Origin of the sequence: Phenylobacterium sp., from assembly GCF_044358365.1 — a bacterium.
GTDB lineage: Bacteria > Pseudomonadota > Alphaproteobacteria > Caulobacterales > Caulobacteraceae > Phenylobacterium.
Map to the genome: position 1 here is coordinate 19,839 of NZ_JBIKNZ010000016.1, position 19,466 is coordinate 39,304.

Annotated in this window: 19 protein-coding genes; 12 read left to right on the plus strand and 7 right to left on the minus strand. The window is 64.9% G+C overall.

The annotated features are described in order from the left end of the window. Positions 1-123: 123 nt before the first annotated feature. Positions 124-1,161: an AAA family ATPase gene (locus ACIQ3B_RS06555; protein ID WP_397400823.1), complete on the minus strand. Its 1,038-nt coding sequence runs from the start codon at positions 1,159-1,161 to the stop codon at positions 124-126. Positions 1,162-1,861: 700 nt separating this feature from the next. Here ACIQ3B_RS06555 and ACIQ3B_RS06560 point away from each other — a divergent pair. The 8 genes from ACIQ3B_RS06560 (at position 1,862) to ACIQ3B_RS06595 (ending at position 7,934) form a co-directional block, all read left to right on the plus strand. Further along, complete coding sequence (locus tag ACIQ3B_RS06560) at positions 1,862-2,731, plus strand: sulfurtransferase (RefSeq protein ID WP_397400825.1); 870 nt, start codon at positions 1,862-1,864, stop codon at positions 2,729-2,731. Next, positions 2,731-3,888 carry an acyl-CoA dehydrogenase family protein gene (locus ACIQ3B_RS06565; RefSeq protein WP_397400827.1) on the plus strand — a complete coding sequence of 386 codons (1,158 nt, stop codon included), beginning with the start codon at positions 2,731-2,733 and terminating at the stop codon, positions 3,886-3,888. The genes ACIQ3B_RS06560 and ACIQ3B_RS06565 overlap by 1 nt, the downstream gene beginning before the upstream one ends. A gap of 2 nt (positions 3,889-3,890) precedes the next feature. Continuing rightward, complete coding sequence (locus ACIQ3B_RS06570; RefSeq protein WP_397400829.1) at positions 3,891-4,268, plus strand: VOC family protein; 378 nt, start codon at positions 3,891-3,893, stop codon at positions 4,266-4,268. A gap of 192 nt (positions 4,269-4,460) precedes the next feature. After that, on the plus strand, positions 4,461-5,399 hold the full coding sequence (locus tag ACIQ3B_RS06575) for a phytanoyl-CoA dioxygenase family protein (protein ID WP_397400831.1): 939 nt from the start codon (positions 4,461-4,463) through the stop codon (positions 5,397-5,399). Then, positions 5,396-6,334 (plus strand): alpha/beta hydrolase, encoded by a 939-nt coding sequence (locus ACIQ3B_RS06580; protein WP_397400833.1) that lies wholly within the window; start codon positions 5,396-5,398, stop codon positions 6,332-6,334. Before ACIQ3B_RS06575 ends, ACIQ3B_RS06580 begins: the two co-directional genes overlap by 4 nt. 133 nt (positions 6,335-6,467) lie before the next feature. Beyond that, a complete protein-coding gene (locus ACIQ3B_RS06585) occupies positions 6,468-6,674 on the plus strand; it encodes a hypothetical protein (RefSeq protein ID WP_397400835.1) in 207 nt (68 codons plus the stop codon). 110 nt (positions 6,675-6,784) lie between these two features. Further along, complete coding sequence (folE, locus tag ACIQ3B_RS06590) at positions 6,785-7,498, plus strand: GTP cyclohydrolase I (RefSeq protein ID WP_397400837.1); 714 nt, start codon at positions 6,785-6,787, stop codon at positions 7,496-7,498. Between the two features lie 7 nt (positions 7,499-7,505). Beyond that, on the plus strand, positions 7,506-7,934 hold the full coding sequence (locus ACIQ3B_RS06595) for a BLUF domain-containing protein (protein ID WP_397400839.1): 429 nt from the start codon (positions 7,506-7,508) through the stop codon (positions 7,932-7,934). Position 7,935: 1 nt separating this feature from the next. Here the strand turns inward: ACIQ3B_RS06595 and ACIQ3B_RS06600 are convergent, their stop codons facing one another. Genes ACIQ3B_RS06600 through ACIQ3B_RS06620 form a run of 5 tightly spaced genes read right to left on the minus strand, consistent with a single transcriptional unit; the run spans position 7,936 to position 13,623 of the window. Further along, positions 7,936-8,688: a hypothetical protein gene (locus tag ACIQ3B_RS06600; RefSeq protein ID WP_397400841.1), complete on the minus strand. Its 753-nt coding sequence runs from the start codon at positions 8,686-8,688 to the stop codon at positions 7,936-7,938. Positions 8,689-8,714: 26 nt separating this feature from the next. Next, positions 8,715-9,173, minus strand: a complete 459-nt coding sequence (locus tag ACIQ3B_RS06605; RefSeq protein ID WP_397400843.1) for a DUF3429 domain-containing protein — start codon at positions 9,171-9,173, stop codon at positions 8,715-8,717. A gap of 15 nt (positions 9,174-9,188) precedes the next feature. Then, a complete protein-coding gene (locus tag ACIQ3B_RS06610) occupies positions 9,189-9,989 on the minus strand; it encodes a TIGR02186 family protein (protein ID WP_397400845.1) in 801 nt (266 codons plus the stop codon). Continuing rightward, positions 9,986-10,909: a sulfite exporter TauE/SafE family protein gene (locus ACIQ3B_RS06615; RefSeq protein WP_397400847.1), complete on the minus strand. Its 924-nt coding sequence runs from the start codon at positions 10,907-10,909 to the stop codon at positions 9,986-9,988. Before ACIQ3B_RS06615 ends, ACIQ3B_RS06610 begins: the two co-directional genes overlap by 4 nt. Before the next feature lie 53 nt (positions 10,910-10,962). Continuing rightward, on the minus strand, positions 10,963-13,623 hold the full coding sequence (locus tag ACIQ3B_RS06620; RefSeq protein WP_397400849.1) for a peptidoglycan-binding protein: 2,661 nt from the start codon (positions 13,621-13,623) through the stop codon (positions 10,963-10,965). A 133-nt stretch (positions 13,624-13,756) separates the two neighbouring features. Between ACIQ3B_RS06620 and ACIQ3B_RS06625 the strand changes: the two genes are divergently transcribed. After that, positions 13,757-13,963, plus strand: a complete 207-nt coding sequence (locus ACIQ3B_RS06625; RefSeq protein WP_397400851.1) for a hypothetical protein — start codon at positions 13,757-13,759, stop codon at positions 13,961-13,963. Here the strand turns inward: ACIQ3B_RS06625 and ACIQ3B_RS06630 are convergent. Further along, positions 13,944-15,629, minus strand: a complete 1,686-nt coding sequence (locus tag ACIQ3B_RS06630; RefSeq protein WP_397400853.1) for a phosphatidylglycerol lysyltransferase domain-containing protein — start codon at positions 15,627-15,629, stop codon at positions 13,944-13,946. The genes ACIQ3B_RS06625 and ACIQ3B_RS06630 overlap by 20 nt on opposite strands. 114 nt (positions 15,630-15,743) lie before the next feature. Here ACIQ3B_RS06630 and ACIQ3B_RS06635 point away from each other — a divergent pair, with 114 nt between their 5' ends. Genes ACIQ3B_RS06635 through ACIQ3B_RS06645 form a run of 3 tightly spaced genes read left to right on the plus strand, consistent with a single transcriptional unit; the run spans position 15,744 to position 19,418 of the window. Further along, entirely contained in the window at positions 15,744-16,949 is a 1,206-nt protein-coding gene (locus tag ACIQ3B_RS06635; RefSeq protein ID WP_397400854.1) for an acyl-CoA dehydrogenase family protein, read from the plus strand. An 8-nt stretch (positions 16,950-16,957) separates the two neighbouring features. Continuing rightward, entirely contained in the window at positions 16,958-18,166 is a 1,209-nt protein-coding gene (locus ACIQ3B_RS06640; RefSeq protein ID WP_397400856.1) for an acyl-CoA dehydrogenase family protein, read from the plus strand. 46 nt (positions 18,167-18,212) lie between these two features. Further along, a complete protein-coding gene (locus tag ACIQ3B_RS06645; protein ID WP_397400858.1) occupies positions 18,213-19,418 on the plus strand; it encodes an acyl-CoA dehydrogenase family protein in 1,206 nt (401 codons plus the stop codon). Positions 19,419-19,466: the final 48 nt, after the last annotated feature.

Here is a 19,466-nt window from a genome sequence, read left to right on the forward strand (position 1 = left end):
GCGCAAAGTTCAAGCGGGTCGCGACCAGAGGCTAGAGTCTGCGCGAGGCGTTGGAGTTCTTGTCCTGGGCGCCGACCAAGCTGTTCTGCGACGCCGAATTGGCGTGGAGGCGGGAAAGCGGGTTTACGCTTCTGACGACCGCCGGCCCTTGGCGGATCTAGACGCAGGAGCGGAAATTGTGGGGGTTTCGCCATTTTCCCATGGCGTCACTCGGGACGCCCAAAGATCAAGTTCATCACCGATGATGCGACGCAGCGACTCACTACCTTGAGACAGTATAGAGCGTCTACGCACGTTTTGGCAGAATTCGGCCACTTCGGCGAAACTGATCGGACCGAGCCTTTCGGCCAAGCGCTCGGGCGCGATTCCGGGGTCGTCACGCCAACCCTCAAAATACCGCGACACCAACACTGCACGCCGAGCCACATCAGGAGCAGGCATTTCGATGCGCAATTGGAACCGACGCCAAACGGCCCGGTCAAGAAGCTCAGCGTGGTTTGTCGCGGCAACTACGATGACGTAGCTTGGCAGTTGATCGAGTTGCATGAGCAGAAACGAAACAACTCGCTTGATCTCACCAGTTTCATGGACGTCACCACGCTCCTTCCCGACAGCATCGAACTCATCGAAAAACAACACGCACGGGGTTGCGCGAGCATATTCGAATAGTTTTGCTAGTCGCGCATTGGTCTCTCCAAGATACGCACCGACCAATGCGTCGTAGCGAACGGTCAAGAGCGGAAGTGCAACAGCCTCCGCGATGGCTTCCGCAATTGATGTTTTTCCATTACCAGGAGGCCCCGAAAGAAGGACTCTATGTCGAGGCTGAAGTCCCTGGGCACGTAGCAGATCTGAGCGAGACTGTTCTTCGATCAGCTGGCGTGCCACTCGGTTCGCTGGTAGCGGTAAAATCAGATCGTCCAAACGCACCTGCGGTTCGGACTCAATGACGAAATCTCGCCCCCCAGCCTGAGATCGCCGCATTTCATTTGAGCTCGTGACCGGAACCGTCTGAAGAGCTCTTTCAAGTCGGTCAGCGAGGACGTGGTGGCTTCTGGATTTTTCTTCGGCCACAATCGCTTCTACGGTCGATGCTAACATCGACCGGTCTCCGGCTGCACCGGCACGCACTAGAGAAACAAGCAGGTCGCTTCTGGCCATCTCAACATCCTACCCTTGCATGGAAGCAGGACCTTCAAATCAAGTTAACACGGCCAATGCGACGCTGCGAGCTGCATTGACGCTTGGACGGCGCTTCGGTTTTCCGGTTTTCAAATGACCGTAGGCTTTGTCAAACTCACTCGACCGCAGTTTGGAACAAATAAGGAACATTGTCCCCAGTTGTCAAAAGAATTCGGAAATATCGGGACATACGCGCATTCCGACGCGGCGCGTCTGAGGCCTGCCCAATTTGAATCTCACGGATGATGCGAGCCTGACGCCCCGGCCAAGTCAAGGTCGGCGCGCAGCGCCGCCGCGGGGCGGTCGTCCGGAGGGCGAACCTTGAGTTGGCCTGGGCGTCAGGCAAACTGGCTGCCATGAGATCCAGGGCCGGGACTGCGCCGATGCGCGCATTCTCAACGCCTTCCGCGAGCCCACCTCCTCTCCCCCGACCCCGCGAATGCGGGGGAAGAGAGGGAGAGGACCGAGGAGAGGGCCGGCTCGTGAGAGCGTGATCCGCTGATGGGAATGCGAGGATTTGCGGCGGGGACGCTGTTGGGCCCTCGACGTCATGCCAGAGTCAGCCCAGCCGGCCCTCTCCTCAATCCTCCCCCTCTCGCTTCGCGTGGAGGGAGGAGGTGGGGTTGATCTTCGGGCGCCCTCGGATGAGGGTCACGCCCACAACATCGAGGAAACGATCATGAGCGGCTGGGACGGGCGCGGGCTGGTGTCGACGGATTGGGTGGCGGCGCATCTGACCGATCCTGATGTCAGGATCTTTGACGCGACGGTGCATCTGCGGCCGTCGAAGCCCGGGCCCTATGTGGTGGAGAGCGGGCGGGCGGACTACGAGGCGGGGCATGTTCCCGGCGCGGCGTTTCTGGATCTGGCGCGGGAGCTTTCGGACACCACCGCGCCGCTGGGCTTCACGCGGCTGAAGGGTGCGGCGCTGGCCGACGCGCTGGGCGCGGCGGGGATCGGGCCGGGGGTCAAGGTGGTCTGTTACAGCACGTCTACGCCCATGTGGGCGACGCGGCTGTGGTGGATATTGCGCTCGGCGGGGCTGGCCGATGTGGCGGTGCTGGACGGCGGCTATGCGCGCTGGATGGCCGAGGGACGACCGGTGGAGACGCAGGTCCGGACCTATCCGGCGGCGAGCGCCATGATCGCCGAACGGGCCGACGCCTGGGCCGACAAGGACGCCGTGCTGGCGGCGATCGACGACGGGGCGGTCTGCACGATCAATGCGCTGTCGGCCGGGGTGCACTCGGGCGAGGCGGAGATGAACTATGGCCGCAAGGGCCACATCAAGGGCAGCCGCAATGTGCCCTATGCAGCGCTGCTGGACGCGGACGGGCTCTATCGCAGCGACGATGAGTTGCGGGCGCTGTTCGAGGGGGTGGGCGCGTTTGAACGGCCCCGGGTGATCTTCTACTGCGGCGGCGGCATCTCGGCGACGATGGACGCGCTGGCGTTGACGCGGCTGGGGCATCCGTCGGTGGCGGTCTATGACGGGTCGATGTCGGAGTGGACGAAGGACCCGGAGCTGCCGATGGAGACGGGGGCGTGATGAGCGACATCCACGGACTGGTCGACACCGCCAGAGCCATCGCGGCCGAGATCGCCCCGCGCGGCGGCGAGATCGAGGCGCTGCGGCGGCTGCCGGGGGATATCGCCACCCGGCTGGGCGAGGCCGGCTTCTACCGGATGTACGTCGGCGAGAACGTCGGCGGCCTGGAGGTCCCGCCGTCCATCGCCGCCCAGGTGGTCGAGGCCGTGGCGGAAGGCGACGCCGCCAGCGCCTGGGTGACCTTCATCGGCGCGACCACCGGCCTGGCGCTGGCGCGGCTGACGGATGAGGCCACCCGCGAACTGCTGGCCAATCCCGCGAGCCTGATCTCGGGCGTGTTCGCCGCGTCCGGGACGGCGACAAGGGTGGCCGGGGGCTTCCGCGTCAACGGAACCTGGCAGTGGGGGTCGGGCTCGGGCAATGCCGACTGGGTCGGCGGCGGGTGTGTGCTGGTGGAGGACGGCCAGCCCCTGACCAACTCCGCCGGATTGCCGCGCAACCACATGCTGTTCTTTCCGGCTGCGGACGTGATCTCGCTGGACACCTGGCATGTGGCGGGCCTCAACGGCACGGGCAGCACGGCGTTTGAGGTCAGGGACCTGTTCGTGCCCGAGCACCGCGCGGCGGGCTATCTGGTGAAGTCTACGCCAGACCGGCCGCTGTTCCGGTTTCCGGGGTTCTCGCCGCTGGCCCAGGGCGTGGGGGCGGTGGGTCTGGGGATCGCGCGGGCCAGCCTGACGGAATTCATGAAGATCGCCGGAGAGAAGAAGCGCGGCGGGTCGTCGTCGCCGCTGGCCGAGAAGCCCTATGTGCAGATGGAGGTGGCCCGCGCCGAGGCGCGGCTGCGGTCCGCCCGCGCGTTCTTCTACGGCGCCATCGACGCCGGCTGGGAGGCCGCCAACGCCGGCGGACCCGTGGCGCTCAGCCACAGCCGCGACATGCGTCTGGCCACCTGGCACGCCATGCAGGAATCCGCCGCGGTGGTGGACATGATGTACAATCTGGCCGGCGGCAGCTCGATCTATGACGTCTCGCCGTTGCAGCGGCAGTTCCGCGACGTGCATGTGGCCACGCAGCATTTCATGGTCTCGCCGATGATCGCGGAGACGGCGGGGCGCCTGTACCTGGGCCTGCCCACGATGACAGCGGGGTTTTGACGATGATCGCCTATTCGACGATCGGCGTGGACGACATGGCGCGGGCGATACGCTTTTACGACGCGGCCTTCGCGGCGCTGGGGGCTGTGCGGGACACCACCAGCGAGACCTGGACGGGCTATTCGCGGGCGGGTGACCGGGCGAGGTTTTTCCTGACCCGGCCGTTTGATCGCGCCGCAGCGTCGGGCGGCAACGGGGCGATGCTGGCGTTTCTGGGCGAGGACCGGGCCGCTATCGACCGGTTCCATGCCGCGGCTCTGGCAAATGGCGGAATCTGCGAGGGGCCGCCCGGGGTGCGCGAGGGGATGAACCCGGTGTTCTATGCCGCCTATGTGCACGACTGCGACGGCAACAAGCTGTGTGCGTTCGTGCGGAAGTGACGGATTATGGCTCGAAGCGGGGCCGCCTTGCGAGGATTGGCGAGACGGTGTTTATGGGTCCCGGTCTTTCGCCGGCGCGAAAACCAGGATGACACACGGGGGGCGGGGCGAAGGGGTTATTTCACTTTCGGGCTGGTAGGTGCAGCAATGATGGGTCAGTCTGTTGCCCCACGAAATGATCAGGACCTCCCCATGAGCGAACGCTTCACCCCCGAGGATGTGGAAATCTGGCGTCGCGACGGCGTACGGCCGCTTGTCGGCTTCTTCACGCCCGACGAAGTGGCGGCGGTCAGGGCGGATTTTGTCACGGTGTTCGGCCGCGAGGCCGGCGCCGAGGCGGGGCTGGAAAAGAAGCGGGAGGGCCAGCTGGGCCGCTTCAACGCCGCCCAGTTCAAGGACTTGGACGCCATACCGCTTGAGTGCTCACCGGCGCTGAACCTGATCGGCGTACATCCGGAACTGATCGCGTTCGCCAAGGCGGCGCTGAAGACCGACGATGTGCATCTCTACCAGTGCCAGGCCTGGGCCAAGTTCACCGGCGACGCCGATTATGACCAGCCGTTCCACTGCGACTTCGTCAATCACACCCTGACCGTACCGTCCGAGGCGGACCACCTGAATTCGGTGACGATCCTCTGCTACTTCACAGACGTCTCAGACGCACACGGGGCGATGAACTATGTGACGCGGCCGGACAGCGCCAGGGTGGCGGGGCCCGAGGGCTCGCTGGATTTTTCGCCGGAGCATCAGGCGAGGTTACAGGATGGCCTAAAGGCGATGGCCCGCTCCAGCGCAGCGCCGGCCGGCTCCATCGTGCCCTACGGCATCGACATCTATCATCGGGGCACCAACATGACGGCGCCCGGCGGCGTCCGGTATGCGGTGATGGTCTGCTTCAAGGCGGCGGGGAACGACGCCGTCGGCTATCACGCCTGGCCGTTTCATCATACCAAGCCCTGGCGCAATATCTTCGACCACGCGACGCCGGAGCAACTGGCCTGCTTCGGCGTGCAGCCGCCCGGTCATCCGTTCTGGACGGAGGAAACCCTGCGCCGCGCCCAGGTGCGGTATCCCGGCTGGGACCTCTCGCCCTATCGCGCCGCCCTGGCCGGAGGGACGCCTGCGCCATGACCATGGATCTTGGGACCTATCAGGCGCTGGGTCTGCATGAGACCCGCAGCCGCGATGTGAACGGCCACCGATCGAGCGACTTCACGAACTATCTGCGGCATGCCGGCGACGCGCCCTACCACCCCTGCCCCGAAGCCTTTCCCAGCGACGATGTGCCGACAGGCGCGGTCTCGCGCCACGCGGACTGGGACCAGTCGAAGATCTATCCGGGGACGCAAAGGGTGATCAGCGTCTACACGCCGGCCGGTCTGGATCGCAGCAAACCCGCCCACCTGATCGTCTTCAACGACGGAGCCAGCTACCTGGACCCCAAGGGCGCCGTGCGCGCGGCCCGGGTGCTGGACAGCCTTCACGCGAGAGGCGAGATCGCGCCGACTGTCGCGGTATTCGTCAACCCGGGGCACGCGCCGACAGATCCGGCCACGCCGCGCGCTGAGGTCTACGCCGCAGCGGCCGAGCAGCGCCGGCAGGAGTATGACGCGCTGACCGACAGCTTCGGCCGGTTCCTGATCGAGGAGGTTTTGCCGTTCGTGGAAGCGCAGGAGGGCCTGACCCTCACCCGCGATCCGGAGCATCGCACCGTGTGCGGCATTTCCAGCGGCGGCATCTGCGCCTTCACGGCGGCCTGGCATTTTCCGGACCAGTTCCGGCGCGTTCTGAGCCACTGCGGCTCGTTCGTGAACATCATGGGCGGGCATAACTATCCCTATCTGGTGGGGATCACGCCACGGCTGCCGCTCCGGGTGTTCCTGCAGAGCGGGGAAAACGACGGTCGCAACGTGCTGGGCGACTGGCCGCTAGCCAACCAGACCATGGCGCGGGCGCTGGACTTCGCGGGATATGACGTGCGGTTTGAGTATGGCTCCGGCGCGCACAACCTGCGGCATGCGGGCGCGATCTTCGCGGAGTCACTGAAGTGGCTCTGGCGTAGCTAGCGTCGCGCCGTGGCGGCGGTGGATGGCGGGCTGAGCCGGCATCAGGCGGCGAAGCTGTTCTGCGTAGGCGTAAGCAGTGTGATCGGCTTGGGTGAGACGCTGCTCCCTCGGCTATCGCGCTCATGAGCCTGCCATGGCGTCATTGCTGATGCTTCACGCGGAGGGCCTGAACGCCTATCGCGCCCGCGACTGGGATACGGCGGAGCGGGCGTTCCTGGCGGCGCTGGAGCTCTATCCGGACGACGGCCCGGCGAGCATGTATGTGGGGCGTTGTCGTCTGCTCCGGGACGCGCCACCACCCCGCGATTGGGACGGCGTCTGGAACCTGACCGAAAAATAGACACTAGCGTTTCGTTGCGTCACGCCGGATTCACATGACGTGCGGTTCCCCGGGCTGTAGGTCGATACGGTACGGGCAGGCGCTTCCTGTCGCGCGCGTCGAAGAGTCCCATGAGCGAACCGCCCCCGCCCAGCGATATAACGGCCCCGGAGCCGATTTCCGTGACGATCCGCAGGCGGCTGCAACGTGCTCGCAAACGGTTTAATGCCAACGACAACATAGCCGCCTTCGTAGAGCCCGGGGAAATGGACGCCCTGCTTACCGAGGTGGCAGGCAAGTTCCAGGGCGTGCTGGAAAGCCTGGTGATCGACACCGAGGGCGACCACAATACCCAGGACACCGCGCGCCGGGTGGCCAAGATGTATCTCACAGAGGTGTTTCGCGGCCGCTACGCTGACGCGCCGCCGGTTACGGAGTTTCCCAACGCAGAGTCGCTCAACGAGTTGATGATTGTGGGTCCGATTACGGTGCGCAGCGCCTGCAGCCACCACTTCTGCCCGATCATGGGGCGCCTGTGGATCGGTCTTATGCCCAATGAGCACTCCAACCTGATCGGGCTTTCAAAGTACTCGCGCCTGGCCGATTGGGTGATGTCGCGCCCACAGATCCAGGAGGAGGCCATCACCCAGATGGCCGAACTGCTGATGGACAAGGTGCGGCCTGATGGTCTCGCCATCGTCATGGAGGCCGATCACTTCTGCATGCACTGGCGTGGGGTAAAGGACAGCGAGACCAAGATGATCAACAGCGTGATGAGAGGCTCCTTTCTCAAGGACAAGCACTTGAGAAGCGAGTTCCTGTCCCTCCTACAACAACGGAAGTGAGCCGCAGATGCTTGTGCGCTGTCTCTATGCAAGTCGTCCGTCGAAGGCCCTCATGGAGTCTTCCTGCGATGATATTCTCGCCCAGTCGCGGAAGAACAACCCCGATCTGGGGGTGACAGGCCTATTGTGCGTTTCCGACGACCTTTTCATCCAAGTGCTGGAGGGCGGCCGGGATGAAGTGTGTGATCTCTACAATACCATCGTGCGGGATCCTCGCCATGAGCAGGTCCGGCTTCTGATCTATGAGGAAATCGGCGAGCGCCGGTTCGGCAACTGGACGATGGGCCAGGTGACCATCTCCCGGATCAATCCGTCGCTGTTACTGAAGTACTTCAAGAGGGTGGAACTGAATCCGTTCGACTGCTCCGGCAAAGCCACCCTGTCGCTACTGGCCGAACTGGTCGACACCGCCGCGATCCTGAACCGTAGCGAATAGATCAGGCCTGGATCAGGCGGACGCGGGTTCCGCATAGAACAACACCACCGTCCGGGACGAGGCAGTTGCGGGTCCTCGCCCGGTTGCGGACTGCTTCGGGATCACGCACCGCAACATCAAACACGCTGAGGCCCTCGCCTCTGCCATCCGTCGCCGCGACAAAGCGCAGTTCACCGCCGTCGAGCGCAATTCGCCAACCCGCCGCAAAAGGCTCAGCCGTGAGCCCGAGCACGGTGGCCCAGCGTCGTGCCATGCCCTCCGGGTCATCTCCCTGCAATTCGCCGCCGACCACGGCCGCCGAGACATCCGTCCGCACGTTGCGGCGCCAGTCCGGACCGCCCCATTCCCAGTTCTCCCTGGGAATCATCTGATCCACCGACAGGATCGCGCCGCCGATATCCTTGGGGTGGATGTGACTCATGGACACCTTGTCCTTGACGTCCACCTGTTCGATCACCCGTGCGCCGGCCGCATGAATGTGGCCGCGGGCCACTGCAATGTCGTCCACTTGCAGGATCACCATATAGCCGCCGTCGCCGCCGCGCTTTTCCAGCAGGCGACCCGCCGTCGTGCCCGGTTGCAGGGGCGTGACCACTTCCAGAAAGGTGTCGCCCACCGGCCAGACTGCATTGGTCAGCCCGAACTTGCCTACGCCCGGATCGGCATAGGCCTCACCCAATCCCAGAACGTCCACGATATCGGCCGTCGCGGCGGCGAGGTCCTGCCCGACCAAGGCGATCTGTCTGAGGCGCATGATGGTGTCCTTCTTGTATCGCCCGCTCAGGCGTGCAGCGCCTTTTCCAGCGCCAGCGCCAACGAAACGCAGGCCACGCCGGTGACGGCTGTCGATAGTATGGGATAGCGCGACGGCGTGTCCGGCGTCTGGTGGTCGAACAGCCACTGGATCAGGAAGGCCGCGATAAACCCGCCCAGGATCCAGGTGTCGGGGGCATGGCCGCGCGCCAGGAAAATGATCCACGCAGCCAAGGCCGCAAGGGCGGAAAATCCCTGGCGCTGCCAGCGGGGATCCGGCTCGCGGGTTTCAAGTCCCCAGCGTACGCCAGCCAGGAACGACATGCCGCCCGCGGACCATGTCATCAGGATATTCAGAGACATCGTGGCATGCTTTGGCGGGCCGTAGCTGAAGATCAATGCAGCCGCCACAAATGGCGACAGGCACAGCGCGGCGATGGCCCAAAGGGCCAGCGGCGGCGATTCCGATCTCGAGGCGGGTGTCACGCTATCCACGAGCCATCAATCCCTCCGGAAGGCCATGGAGGCCGCCCAACCGGCCACCAGGGCAAACGCCATGGAAACCAACCCGTAAGACCATGGCCTCACATGCGCCCAGACGTAAAGGGCCCGCTCAATGCCGACCTTTTCGACCGTCAGCGCCCTCGACCGTTGCGCAACAGGTTTTCCGTTCTGAAACAATAGAATGTCGGCCCGATAGATCCCGGTCGGCGCTCCGGCCGGCAGTGCGATCTCGGCGCGGAACAGACCCCGATCTACGAAACGCACGCCCCGGCCATCCTCGTTGTAGAGCCCCGCCGCCTGCTTGAGCCGAACCACGGCCCGCCGCCATGCATAGTAGTCGGCGCCCAGCCGCGAGACGACGATGTCGCGGACCCCGTAGCGGGTTTCGATCCTCTGTTCCTCCGGCGCATTGATGGCGAGGTGGTCGATGCCCGCCCCAAGCCTTCGCAAGGTCCCGAAGGTCGCGATTTCATCCAGCGGACGATTGGACGCTGCGCGATAGAAGCCCGGAGCACCGCGAAACACCACAGGGCGGCTGTTGAGCCACAGGCCGAAAACCCTGTCGCGGCGGGTGATCCGCACCGCCTGCTCGGGACCCCGGACCAGCACAACCACATCGCTGGGGGTCGCCGAGGGATCGAACACCGCGCCGTACAGAATGATCCGGGCACCGTTGAAGTCCGACGAGACCTTCACCGTGGTGTCGGTGAGCGCCGCAGAGATCACCGGGGCCGCTCGCGCGGGTGTGAGCACAGCAAGTGCAGTGAACATGGCCAGCGGAACGACGGCGCGCGTCATCCTGCCATCCCCGTCATGAGTACAAAAGGCTCTTCCGGCGTGAGAAACAGGCCCAGTCCCATCCGCAGGCCGACCAGCAGAACGATCAGGGCCAGGATGGCGCGCAACTCTTCAGCCCGGAACCGCGAGGACGCGCGCGCACCCAGCTGGGCGCCGATCACACCCCCAACCAGCAGCAAGGTCGCCAGCACAACATCGACCGTCTGGTTCCGGCCAGCCTGCAACACGCCGGTGAGAGCGGTCGTGATGATGATCTGGAACAGGCTGGTGCCCACCACCATGCCGGCTGGCATCCGCAGGATGTAGATCATCGCCGGAACCAGGATGAACCCGCCCCCGACACCCATGATGGCGGACAGGACGCCCACGAACACACCAAGCGCCAGCGGTGGAATGACGCTGATGTAGAGGCGGGACCGGGGAAAGCGCACCTTCAGGGGCAAGCCATAGAGCCAGATCGGCCGGCGAGCCCGTTGCGGCGGATTCGGCAGACCACGGTGGCGCCGCAGAATTTGCCCCAGGGATTCCCAGAGCATCAGCCCGCCGATGACGCCCAGAAACACCAGATAGGCCAGGGCTACGATCAGATCGGCCTGTCCAAGCAACCGAAGCAATCGGAAGATTTCCACCCCGGCGATGGCGCCGACCACCCCACCGGTCGCCAGAACGCCGCCCATGCGCCAGTCCACAGCACGGCGGCGACTGTAAGCCATGACGCTCGACATGGACGACCCGGCCACGTGCAACGCCATGCTGGACACCGCCACTGGCGCGGGAATGCCGAAGAACACCAGCAGCGGTGTCATCAGGAAGCCGCCGCCAATTCCGAACAAGCCGGAGATGAAGCCCACAAGCGCCCCGAGCGCGACGATCAGCGGCGCGTTGACCGCGATCTCGGCAATGGGGAGATAGATATCCACCTCTCGCGCCTATGCCCTGAACGGGCCTTGGATCAGCCCCCGGTCAAAGCAGATCACTTCGCGAGCGTGGGCCGGGATCCGACGCCCTGCCCGTCCAGAGCCGTCTGGTACGCGGACAGCGCCGTCCGGTAGGCGGGATTGGACAAGCCGTCTGCCGGCCCATCGTAGTAGCCCAGCCTCGCAAGGATCAGCTGGGTCTGGCGGACATTCTGCGAGACGCCCGGTCCCGTCGCCGGGGTGTAGGGTCGCGTCTGACCGGCAGGCGTCCCGGCTGGGCTGGGTTTGGACGGTCGGTCCAGGCTCGCCAGCGCACGGCTTGCCTCGGTATCGCCCTGGCCGGCGGCCTCGGCGAACCAGTAGCGGGCCTTGGTCAGATCCTTCTGTAGGCCCGATCCGGTCTGGTAGAGGAGCGCCAGATTGTACTGGCTCTCGATAACGCCGCCCTCGGCAGCCTTGCGGAACCACTTGGCTGCGCTGGCGAGATCCTGAGGGCCGCCCTCTCCCCTGAAATAGAAGACGCCCAGATTGTGCATCGCCTGGATATCACCGTTTTCGGCGGCCAGAGCGACCAGGCGACGGGCTTCAACAGGGTCACGGGCCATTCCAGCCTGCCCCAAATCATAGAGTTGAGCCAGATAGAGCTGAGCCTGCGGGTGGTCCGCGTCGGCAAGCGCCTTGAGACGGGCAATCGCACCTGGGGCGCCGTTCTCAACGTCGCGCCGAACCTGTTCTAAAACGGGTGTCGACACCGGGCGTGCCGGGGCAGAGAGCGCCACCGCCGCGCGGGGGTTTGGCCCCAACGGCGAAATCTCGGCGTCTCGCGCGCCGCCCGCCGGGCCCTGCATCAGGGTCAAGCCGGCTGCACCTACGCTTAGAAAGGCTGCACCCCCAGCCACCAGCAGGGCGGTCTGCAGGGCCGTGTTGTGGCGACGGGATGGCGGCTTGGTCCCAAATCCCTGAAACAGACGACCTGTAGCGGCCTTGCGGTCGACCTTCGCCCGCATGTCCAGAGGCCGGGTGGCGTCGGCGGCGCGGGCTGCCGCGCGAGCACGATCAATGACCTCGCGTGTCGACAGTTCGGGAGGAGACGGCGCAGCGTCGCGAGGCGCGAACAGCGCCTCGTCATCGGATTCCTGGATCGGAACAAAGGCCGTCTCAGCTTCTGGCGCCGATCCATCAAGATCCAGGCGCCGCCAAGGGGCCTCGTAGGTCTCCTGGCGACTATCGTCGTGAGATTCGGCCCTGGCGAAAAACTCGGGATCGAATGGCCCCCTATGCGTCGACGGCGTTGCGACCTCCACCGGCAGAGGTTCAGGTGCGGGTTCGGGTGGAGGGCCAAGGCGTTGCCAGGCCTCCTGCAGAAGCGCCAGGGTTTGGGGGTCTGGCTCGAATGGATCAGACGCCGCGGGCGATTGGTCTTCGACCTCTACAGCACGGCCCAGACCCAATCGCTCACGAGCCTCCTCAAGCAGAGCGGCCGTCTGGGGATCGCGCTCGATCGACGCGTCGTTGGCGATCAACGCCTGGTCAAACTCCTGATCGATTGCGACCAGCGTATGTTCAATCGCATCAACCGGTTCCAGGTCGACGGCATCCAGCGGCGCAGACGCAGGGTCAACCTCCACATCCGCGCCTATCCCGCGAGCGGCAAGCGCGTCGGTAACCCTTGAGAAACCAGCGTTCAGGCGCGCGAAGGCTTCGGCCTGCGCGTGCTCTCCACGGGCCAGGCGCAGCTCGACCGCACCTGCGATCCGCGCGACCTCGGACCCAACCTGATCAATGGCGTCAGCGCTTCGTTGATCCACTTCGCCCAGCTTGCGGCTGACCGCTTCGGCCATCAACAGCACCTGTCGGCCGATCTCCTCGACAGCACGTGTGGATCGCCGCTCGGCCACCTTCACCGTTTCGGCCATGGCGCTGAGCCGGGCCTCTAGCGCCGGGCCCGTCGCGGCTTCCAGTTTCCGCGCGACCTCGCCACGCACCAGCTCAACCTGCTGCGTCAGTGCAAGGCCCAGAGTCTCGAACCTCTGTTCGACGGCGGCAGCGTCATGGCGCTCAACGGCGGCCACACGCTGGTCGAAGGATGCCAGAGTTCTTTGCAGGGTTTCCAGTGCATTGGCGGTTCGCGCCTCGGCCTCGGCCAGTCGCTCTCCGAGCCGCTGCAGCACGGCATCGGTCAAAACCTCTGGCTCAACGCTGGCCAGGCGCACCTCCAGGGCCTGCATCGCCTCGACAGACCGGGGGCCGGCTGGTTCTGATTCCAGGTGGCGCAGACGCGCGCCGAACGCGACTTGCTCCGCTGTGTTCTCGGCGACCAACCCCTCCAGGCGGTGTGCGCTGGCGCGCTGCTCCCGCTCGGCGGTCTCGATACGGGCCAGCGCCTGTCGGACCGAATGCTCAACACCATGGATCGCCAGGCCGGTGCGGGTTTCAGACGCCTCGATCCGGTCGGTCACACGATCCAGCGCAAAACCGATACGCGCGAGGTCTGATGACCCTGAAGCCACTGCCAATCGCGGCGCGGGGTTTGAAAATCGATGGAGTCGATCCGAGACCTGGGCCTCTGCGGTGACGTCCTCGGGCAGGTCGTCTTCCAGGATGACCCGGTTCAACCATTCACCCAGCGTCATGCCGGAGCGACGGGCAAGATCCTTCGCGACCTCACGGGCCTTGGGATCGATTCCCTTGACGCTCCAGGGCGCCCCTGCGCTCATCCGAATCGCACCTCCCGCATGGTTTTCACCCTAGGCGCCGAACTATGGGGTGTAAACGCGCGGTTAACACAACATCTGGTGGGTCGCGGGGGTTTCTGTGGATGATCCCTTAGCTACGGACTAAACCGATGCAATGACGATCTCGACCTCGGTCAGTTTTGGGTTGGTCCTGGCGCTCATCGGGCTGTTCGCGGGCTGGCGCGGCGCGCGGCCGCCCAACCCGCTGAAGGGCCCGCGCATGGCGCCATGGCGCTTCATCATGCTGCTGGCGGCAGCGGGAGCCATGATGTTCCTGTTCAGCGCTCTCCGGATGGCGGGCGTCAACCCACCGGGGCTGTAGCCGCCGCCGGGACCATCTCGTCGGTCTTCTTCGAAGGGCGCTTGGCAAGATTGGCCATACCGCCGGAGGTCAACAATCCGACATCGGCCAGCAAGAGCGGGATGGCCCACTTCCGCGGGGCTGCGACATATCGCGGCTGCCACAGCGGATCGTACTTGTCCTTGTATCCGCGTACGCCCTGGAAGTTGTAGATTTCCTCGCCACGGTCGAAGATCAGCCGACCCACCCGCGAAAGCATCGGCGCCAGCGGGCGATCATCCAGACCAGACAGCGGCGCCATGCCGAAGTCAAAGGCGGCGTAGTCCTGCTCGCGCCCCCACTGGATCAGTTCGACAAACAGATAGTCCATGATCCGGCGCGGACCTTCCTCGACATAGCGCATCAGATCGATCGAGTACGCCGAAAGGGAGGCCACAGGCCAAAGGGTCGCGAAGGCTACGATGCGGCCCTCCCACCGGACCAGCGCCACCGGAAACTGCTGAACATAGGGTGGATGGAAGCCGCCCAGAGCGAAACCCTTCTCGCCGCCAGCGTGGCCGGCGAGCCAAGCATCCGAAATTCGCTGCAGATCCGGAATCAGCGCCTCGACCGCCTCCGGAGGTACAACCTCGAAGGTCGCCCCCTCCTCGGCCGCCTTGCGCCACGCTCGCCGCAGGTTGCCGCGTTTGGTGCCCTCAATGGTGAAGTCTTCCAGCGGGGTCACGGCCGCTTCACCCAGCTTCTGGATCGCAAAACCCAACTCGACGATGTCTGGCAGATCGTCTGCCTCGAGCAGATAGAATCCCGGGCGCGCCGCATGAGAGTCGGCGAGCTCGCGGAACTGCCAGAGCAATTCGAGTCGCTCGTCGCGCCGCCCGACCGGCGGGCCCATCGCGATCCAGCTACGCCCCCTGACCCCGAACATCAGGAACGTGTCGCCGGACGCAGAAAACAGGAACCGCTTGTCGCCCAGAAGCGCGAGGTTGGAGGTCGGCTTGGACACCTCCGCGTTGGCCAGGATCGCGCGCACGCGCTGAAACTCCGGGTCCTCATCCCCGACGATCGCGGGCGTGGCGGCGGAGGCCAGCAGGCGCCAGACGCCGACCGCCAACAATGCCATGGCCGCACCCACCCAGCCGCGAAGAGACCGCGCCGCATCCTCGTCCGCCATGACCTCCCACCACGGCATCTCGCCATAGTCAGCGTGCTGGAACGACCAGACCCCGAGGAGACCCGCCCCTGCCACCAGACAGACCGCCGACAGCAACCATCCGGGGGTCACCTCCATACGGGTCAGGCGCGCGGTTCGCGGAAACGCCCGGCGAAAGGGCACGAGCATCACGGCAAGTGCGGTCAGGATGGTGGTTTCTTCCCAGATGAATCCTTTCACCAGGCTGAGCGGAGCCGCCGCCAGCAACACCACAATTGTAGCTGCCCAGGCCGCACCAAGCCGCGCCCGCAGCCCAAAGGCCAGCATCACCAGGAGCAGCCCCAGAACGCTTGACGCGAAGTGGCTGAGCTCGATCAGAAGTACCGGCTCGATCTGCATCACGCGTATGAACCGCGTCGGTTCGGAGGGCGTGGCCGCCGACGCCAGCAACATGACACCCGCGGCCAGGGTGAGTAACGCTGCCGTCCACGGCGCGGCGGCGTTCGTGGCGGGCTTAAGGTCAGACAACAGGCTCATTGAGTCGTTCTCTTAGCTAGGTTGGCGCATATCCGCTCAAACAACTGTTTCATTCGGCTTGCCCTTGCCGGGACGATCATTAAGTTTGGGTCCTGTAACAGTTGGGAGATCGTCATGGCCGATTTCGGCGCCGTCGACCTTGAGGCCTTCCGAAAGGATGTCCGCGAGCAGCTCAAGGCGATGTATCCCGCCGAATTGCGCAGCGCCGATGCGCCGACTGACCCGGAAGCGGTATGGGGAGGTCGGGCGTTCGCAGGTTCCCAAGATCCGCAAATCCTCTGGATGAACCGCATGGCGGCCAAGGGGTGGACGACACCTACCTGGCCAAAGGCCTATGGCGGCGGCGGGCTGACGGCTGACGAAGCCCGGATTCTGGACAAGGAGCTGGCCGCTGGCAAGTACCGGCCGCCGGTGCTTGCCTTCGGAATCTGGATGCTTGGGCCAGTGCTGATGGAATACGCCACCGAAGCCCAGAAGCTGGTCCACCTGCCGCGGATCATCAAAGGCGAGGTCCGCTGGTGCCAGGGCTATTCCGAGCCAGGCGCCGGCTCGGACCTGGCCGCGCTAGCGACCAGATGCGAGGACAAGGGCGACCACTGGCTGATCAACGGCAGCAAGGTGTGGACGAGCTATGCTGACAAGGCCGACTGGTGCTTCTGCCTGGTGCGGACCGACGCGACCAAGAAGCACGAGGGAATCTCGTTCGTGCTTATCGACATGGCGTCGCCGGGCGTCGAGACCCGGCCGATCCAGCTGATCAGCGGCGAGAGCCCGTTCTGCGAGACCTTCTTCACTGACGTGAAGATCCCCAAGGAGAACCTGGTCGGCCGGGTCAACGGCGGTTGGGAAATCGCCAAAAGGCTGCTGCAGTATGAGCGTCAGAACATCTCCGCCGGGTTCGGCGAGGGCGGCACGGCCGGTGGCGCGTCCGGCGATCTGGCAAACCTCGCTACCTCCTATGGCGCCCTCCCGGATGCAGACCTGCGCAAGCGGATCACCCTCAACAAGATGGACTTCCAGGCGCTGCGACAGACCATCAATCGTTCGGCGGCCGAGAGTCGCGCGGGCAATGGGCCGAGCGCAGCCACGTCGATCATCAAATATGCGGCGGCCGAGTTCGCCAAGGAACGTTCCGAACTCATGGTCGAGGCGCTGGGTCATCAGGGCCTGGGCTGGGACGGCGAGGGCTATGATCCGCCGGAAATCGGCGCGGTGCGCGGCTGGCTGAGAACCAAGGCCAACTCCATCGAGGGTGGCACTTCCGAAGTGAATCTCAATGTAATCGCCAAGCGGGTGCTTGGCCTTCCGGACATGAAGTAGGGCGAGACATGGCTGACTTTGGCCGCGACGTAGAAACCTTCCGTGCCGAGGCGCGGGATTGGCTGGAGGCCAATTTCCCGAAGTCTCTGGCAGAGACCCCGATGGCCCAGCTTGCCAAGCTTCAGGCCCAACCGGAGAGTCCCGAAGCGCTGGCCTGGCGCCGCGCCATGGGCGCCAGGGGCTGGGGTACGCCGGTCTGGCCGAAGTCCATCGGCGGCGGCGGTCTGTCGCGAGACGAGGCCCGGGTTCTGGCCGAGGAAATGGCGAAGATCGGCGCCCGCAATCCCATCGGCGGCATGGGCGTCTCGATGTTCGGCCCGACGCTGCTGGAGTACGGCAGCGATGCGCTGAAGAAAGAGCACTTCCCCGGCATCGTCAGCGGCGACGTTTGGTGGTGCCAGGGGTACTCCGAACCGGGCGCCGGATCGGACCTGGCGTCGCTGCAGACCTGGGCCGAGGACAAGGGCGACCACTTCCTCGTAAGTGGTTCAAAAATATGGACTTCTGGCGCTCAGTACGCGGATCGCTGCTACTGTCTGGTGCGCACGGATCGGTCGAAAAAGCATGAAGGGATCAGCTTCCTGCTGATCGACATGAAGGCCCCGGGGGTCGAAGTCCGGCCGATCCTGCTGATCAACGGGACGTCGCCGTTCTGTGAGACCTTCTTCACCGACGTGAAGGTGCCCAAGGATCAGCTGTTCGGACCGCTGAACGGCGCCTGGACGATCGCCAAGCGGCTGCTGCAGTTTGAACGGGAAGGCATCGGAGCCAGCCTGGGCGCCGGCAACATCGGCGGGGTCACAGCGGTGCCGACCGTCGTCGAGGCGGCCAAGGCCGGCGTCGGGGTCGAGGCCGACGGGCGGCTCAGCGACACCGACCTGCGCCGCCGGATCACGGAGCACCTGATGGAGGCCCGGTCCTTCCAGCTGACCGTGCACCGCCAGCAGGATGAGTCCAAGGCCGGCAACGGTCCGTCCAATCTGGCCGCCGCCATGAAGTACGCCGGGGCCAAGATCGCCCATGAGCGCAACGAACTGCTGGTCGAGGGGCTGGGCCATCAGGGACTGGGCTGGGCCGGCGAGGGCTACGAGCCCGGCGAGCTGGCCGCCGTTCGCGGCTGGCTGCGATCAAAGGCCAACTCGATCGAGGGCGGCAGTTCGGAAATCAATCTGAACGTGGTCTCAAAAAGGGTTCTAGGCCTGCCCGATCCGAAGTAAGATTAGAATAAGCGGTATTACTACAACACCAGTTTGGGAGTTTGCGATGGCGGATTTCGGCGGTTCGGACCTGGACACGTTCCGGATGGAGGCGCGGACCTGGCTTGAGGCCAACTATCCGCAGTCGCTGCGGGAGGATCCCGAGGCGGGAACCCGGATGATCGCGGGCGGGGTGAAGCCGACCGGCGACTATCTGGTCTGGAAGCAGCGGATGGCCGAGAAGGGCTGGGGCACCCCCACCTGGCCGAAGAAATATGGCGCGGGCGGCCTGACCGGCGACGAGGCACGGGTGCTGGCCGACGAGATGGACCGGATCGGCGCCTACAACCCGATGATCGGCATGGGCCTGTCGATGTTCGGCCCGACCCTGCTGGAATACGGCACCGAAGAGCAGAAGCAGCGCCACATCCCGCCGATCGTGAAGGGTGAGCTGCGCTGGTGCCAGGGGTATTCCGAGCCCGGCGCCGGATCGGACCTCGCCAGTCTGATGACCAAGTGCGAGGACGCCGGAGATCACTGGAAAATCAATGGCCAGAAGATCTGGACGAGCGGCGCGCAATACGCCGACTGGTGCTTCTGTCTGGTCCGTACAGATACCACGAAGAAGCACGAGGGCATAAGTTTTGTGCTCATCGATATGCACCAGCCCGGGGTCGAAACCCGGCCGATCAAGCTGATCGCCGGCTCGTCGCCGTTCTGCGAGACCTTCTTCACCGATGCGCGCGCCGAGAAGGACGACATGGTCGGGCCGTATAACGGTGGCTGGACGGTCGGCAAGCGGCTGCTGCAGCATGAACGCTCGGGCCAGGGCGGATCGCGGATGGCCGGCAGCGGCGGGATTTCGATCCCCGACATGGCCAAGAAATATGTGGGCATCGACGATCAGGGCCGGTTGGCCGACAGCGATCTACGGGCGAGGATCTCGCAGCACCAGATCAATGCCAAGGCCCACGCCCTGACGGTCCTGCGGGCCATGGACGAGGCCAAAGGCAATGTGAACCCTTCGGCGACCACCTCGGTGATGAAGAACTCCGGCACCTGGATCGGCCAGAACCGGTCGGAGCTGTTGCTGGAGATCATGGGCCATCAGGGCCTGGGCTGGGCCGGCGAGGACTTTGATAAGGACGAACTGGAGACGGTTCGCGCCTGGCTCTCGGGCAAGGCGACCACGATCTACGGCGGCAGCCAGGAAGTGCAGAGCAATATCGTCTCCAAGCGCATCCTGGGTCTGCCGGATACGACGCAAGGGTAGAAACCCTTACCTCCCCCATCGCTTGCGATGGCGGGAGGGGGACCACGC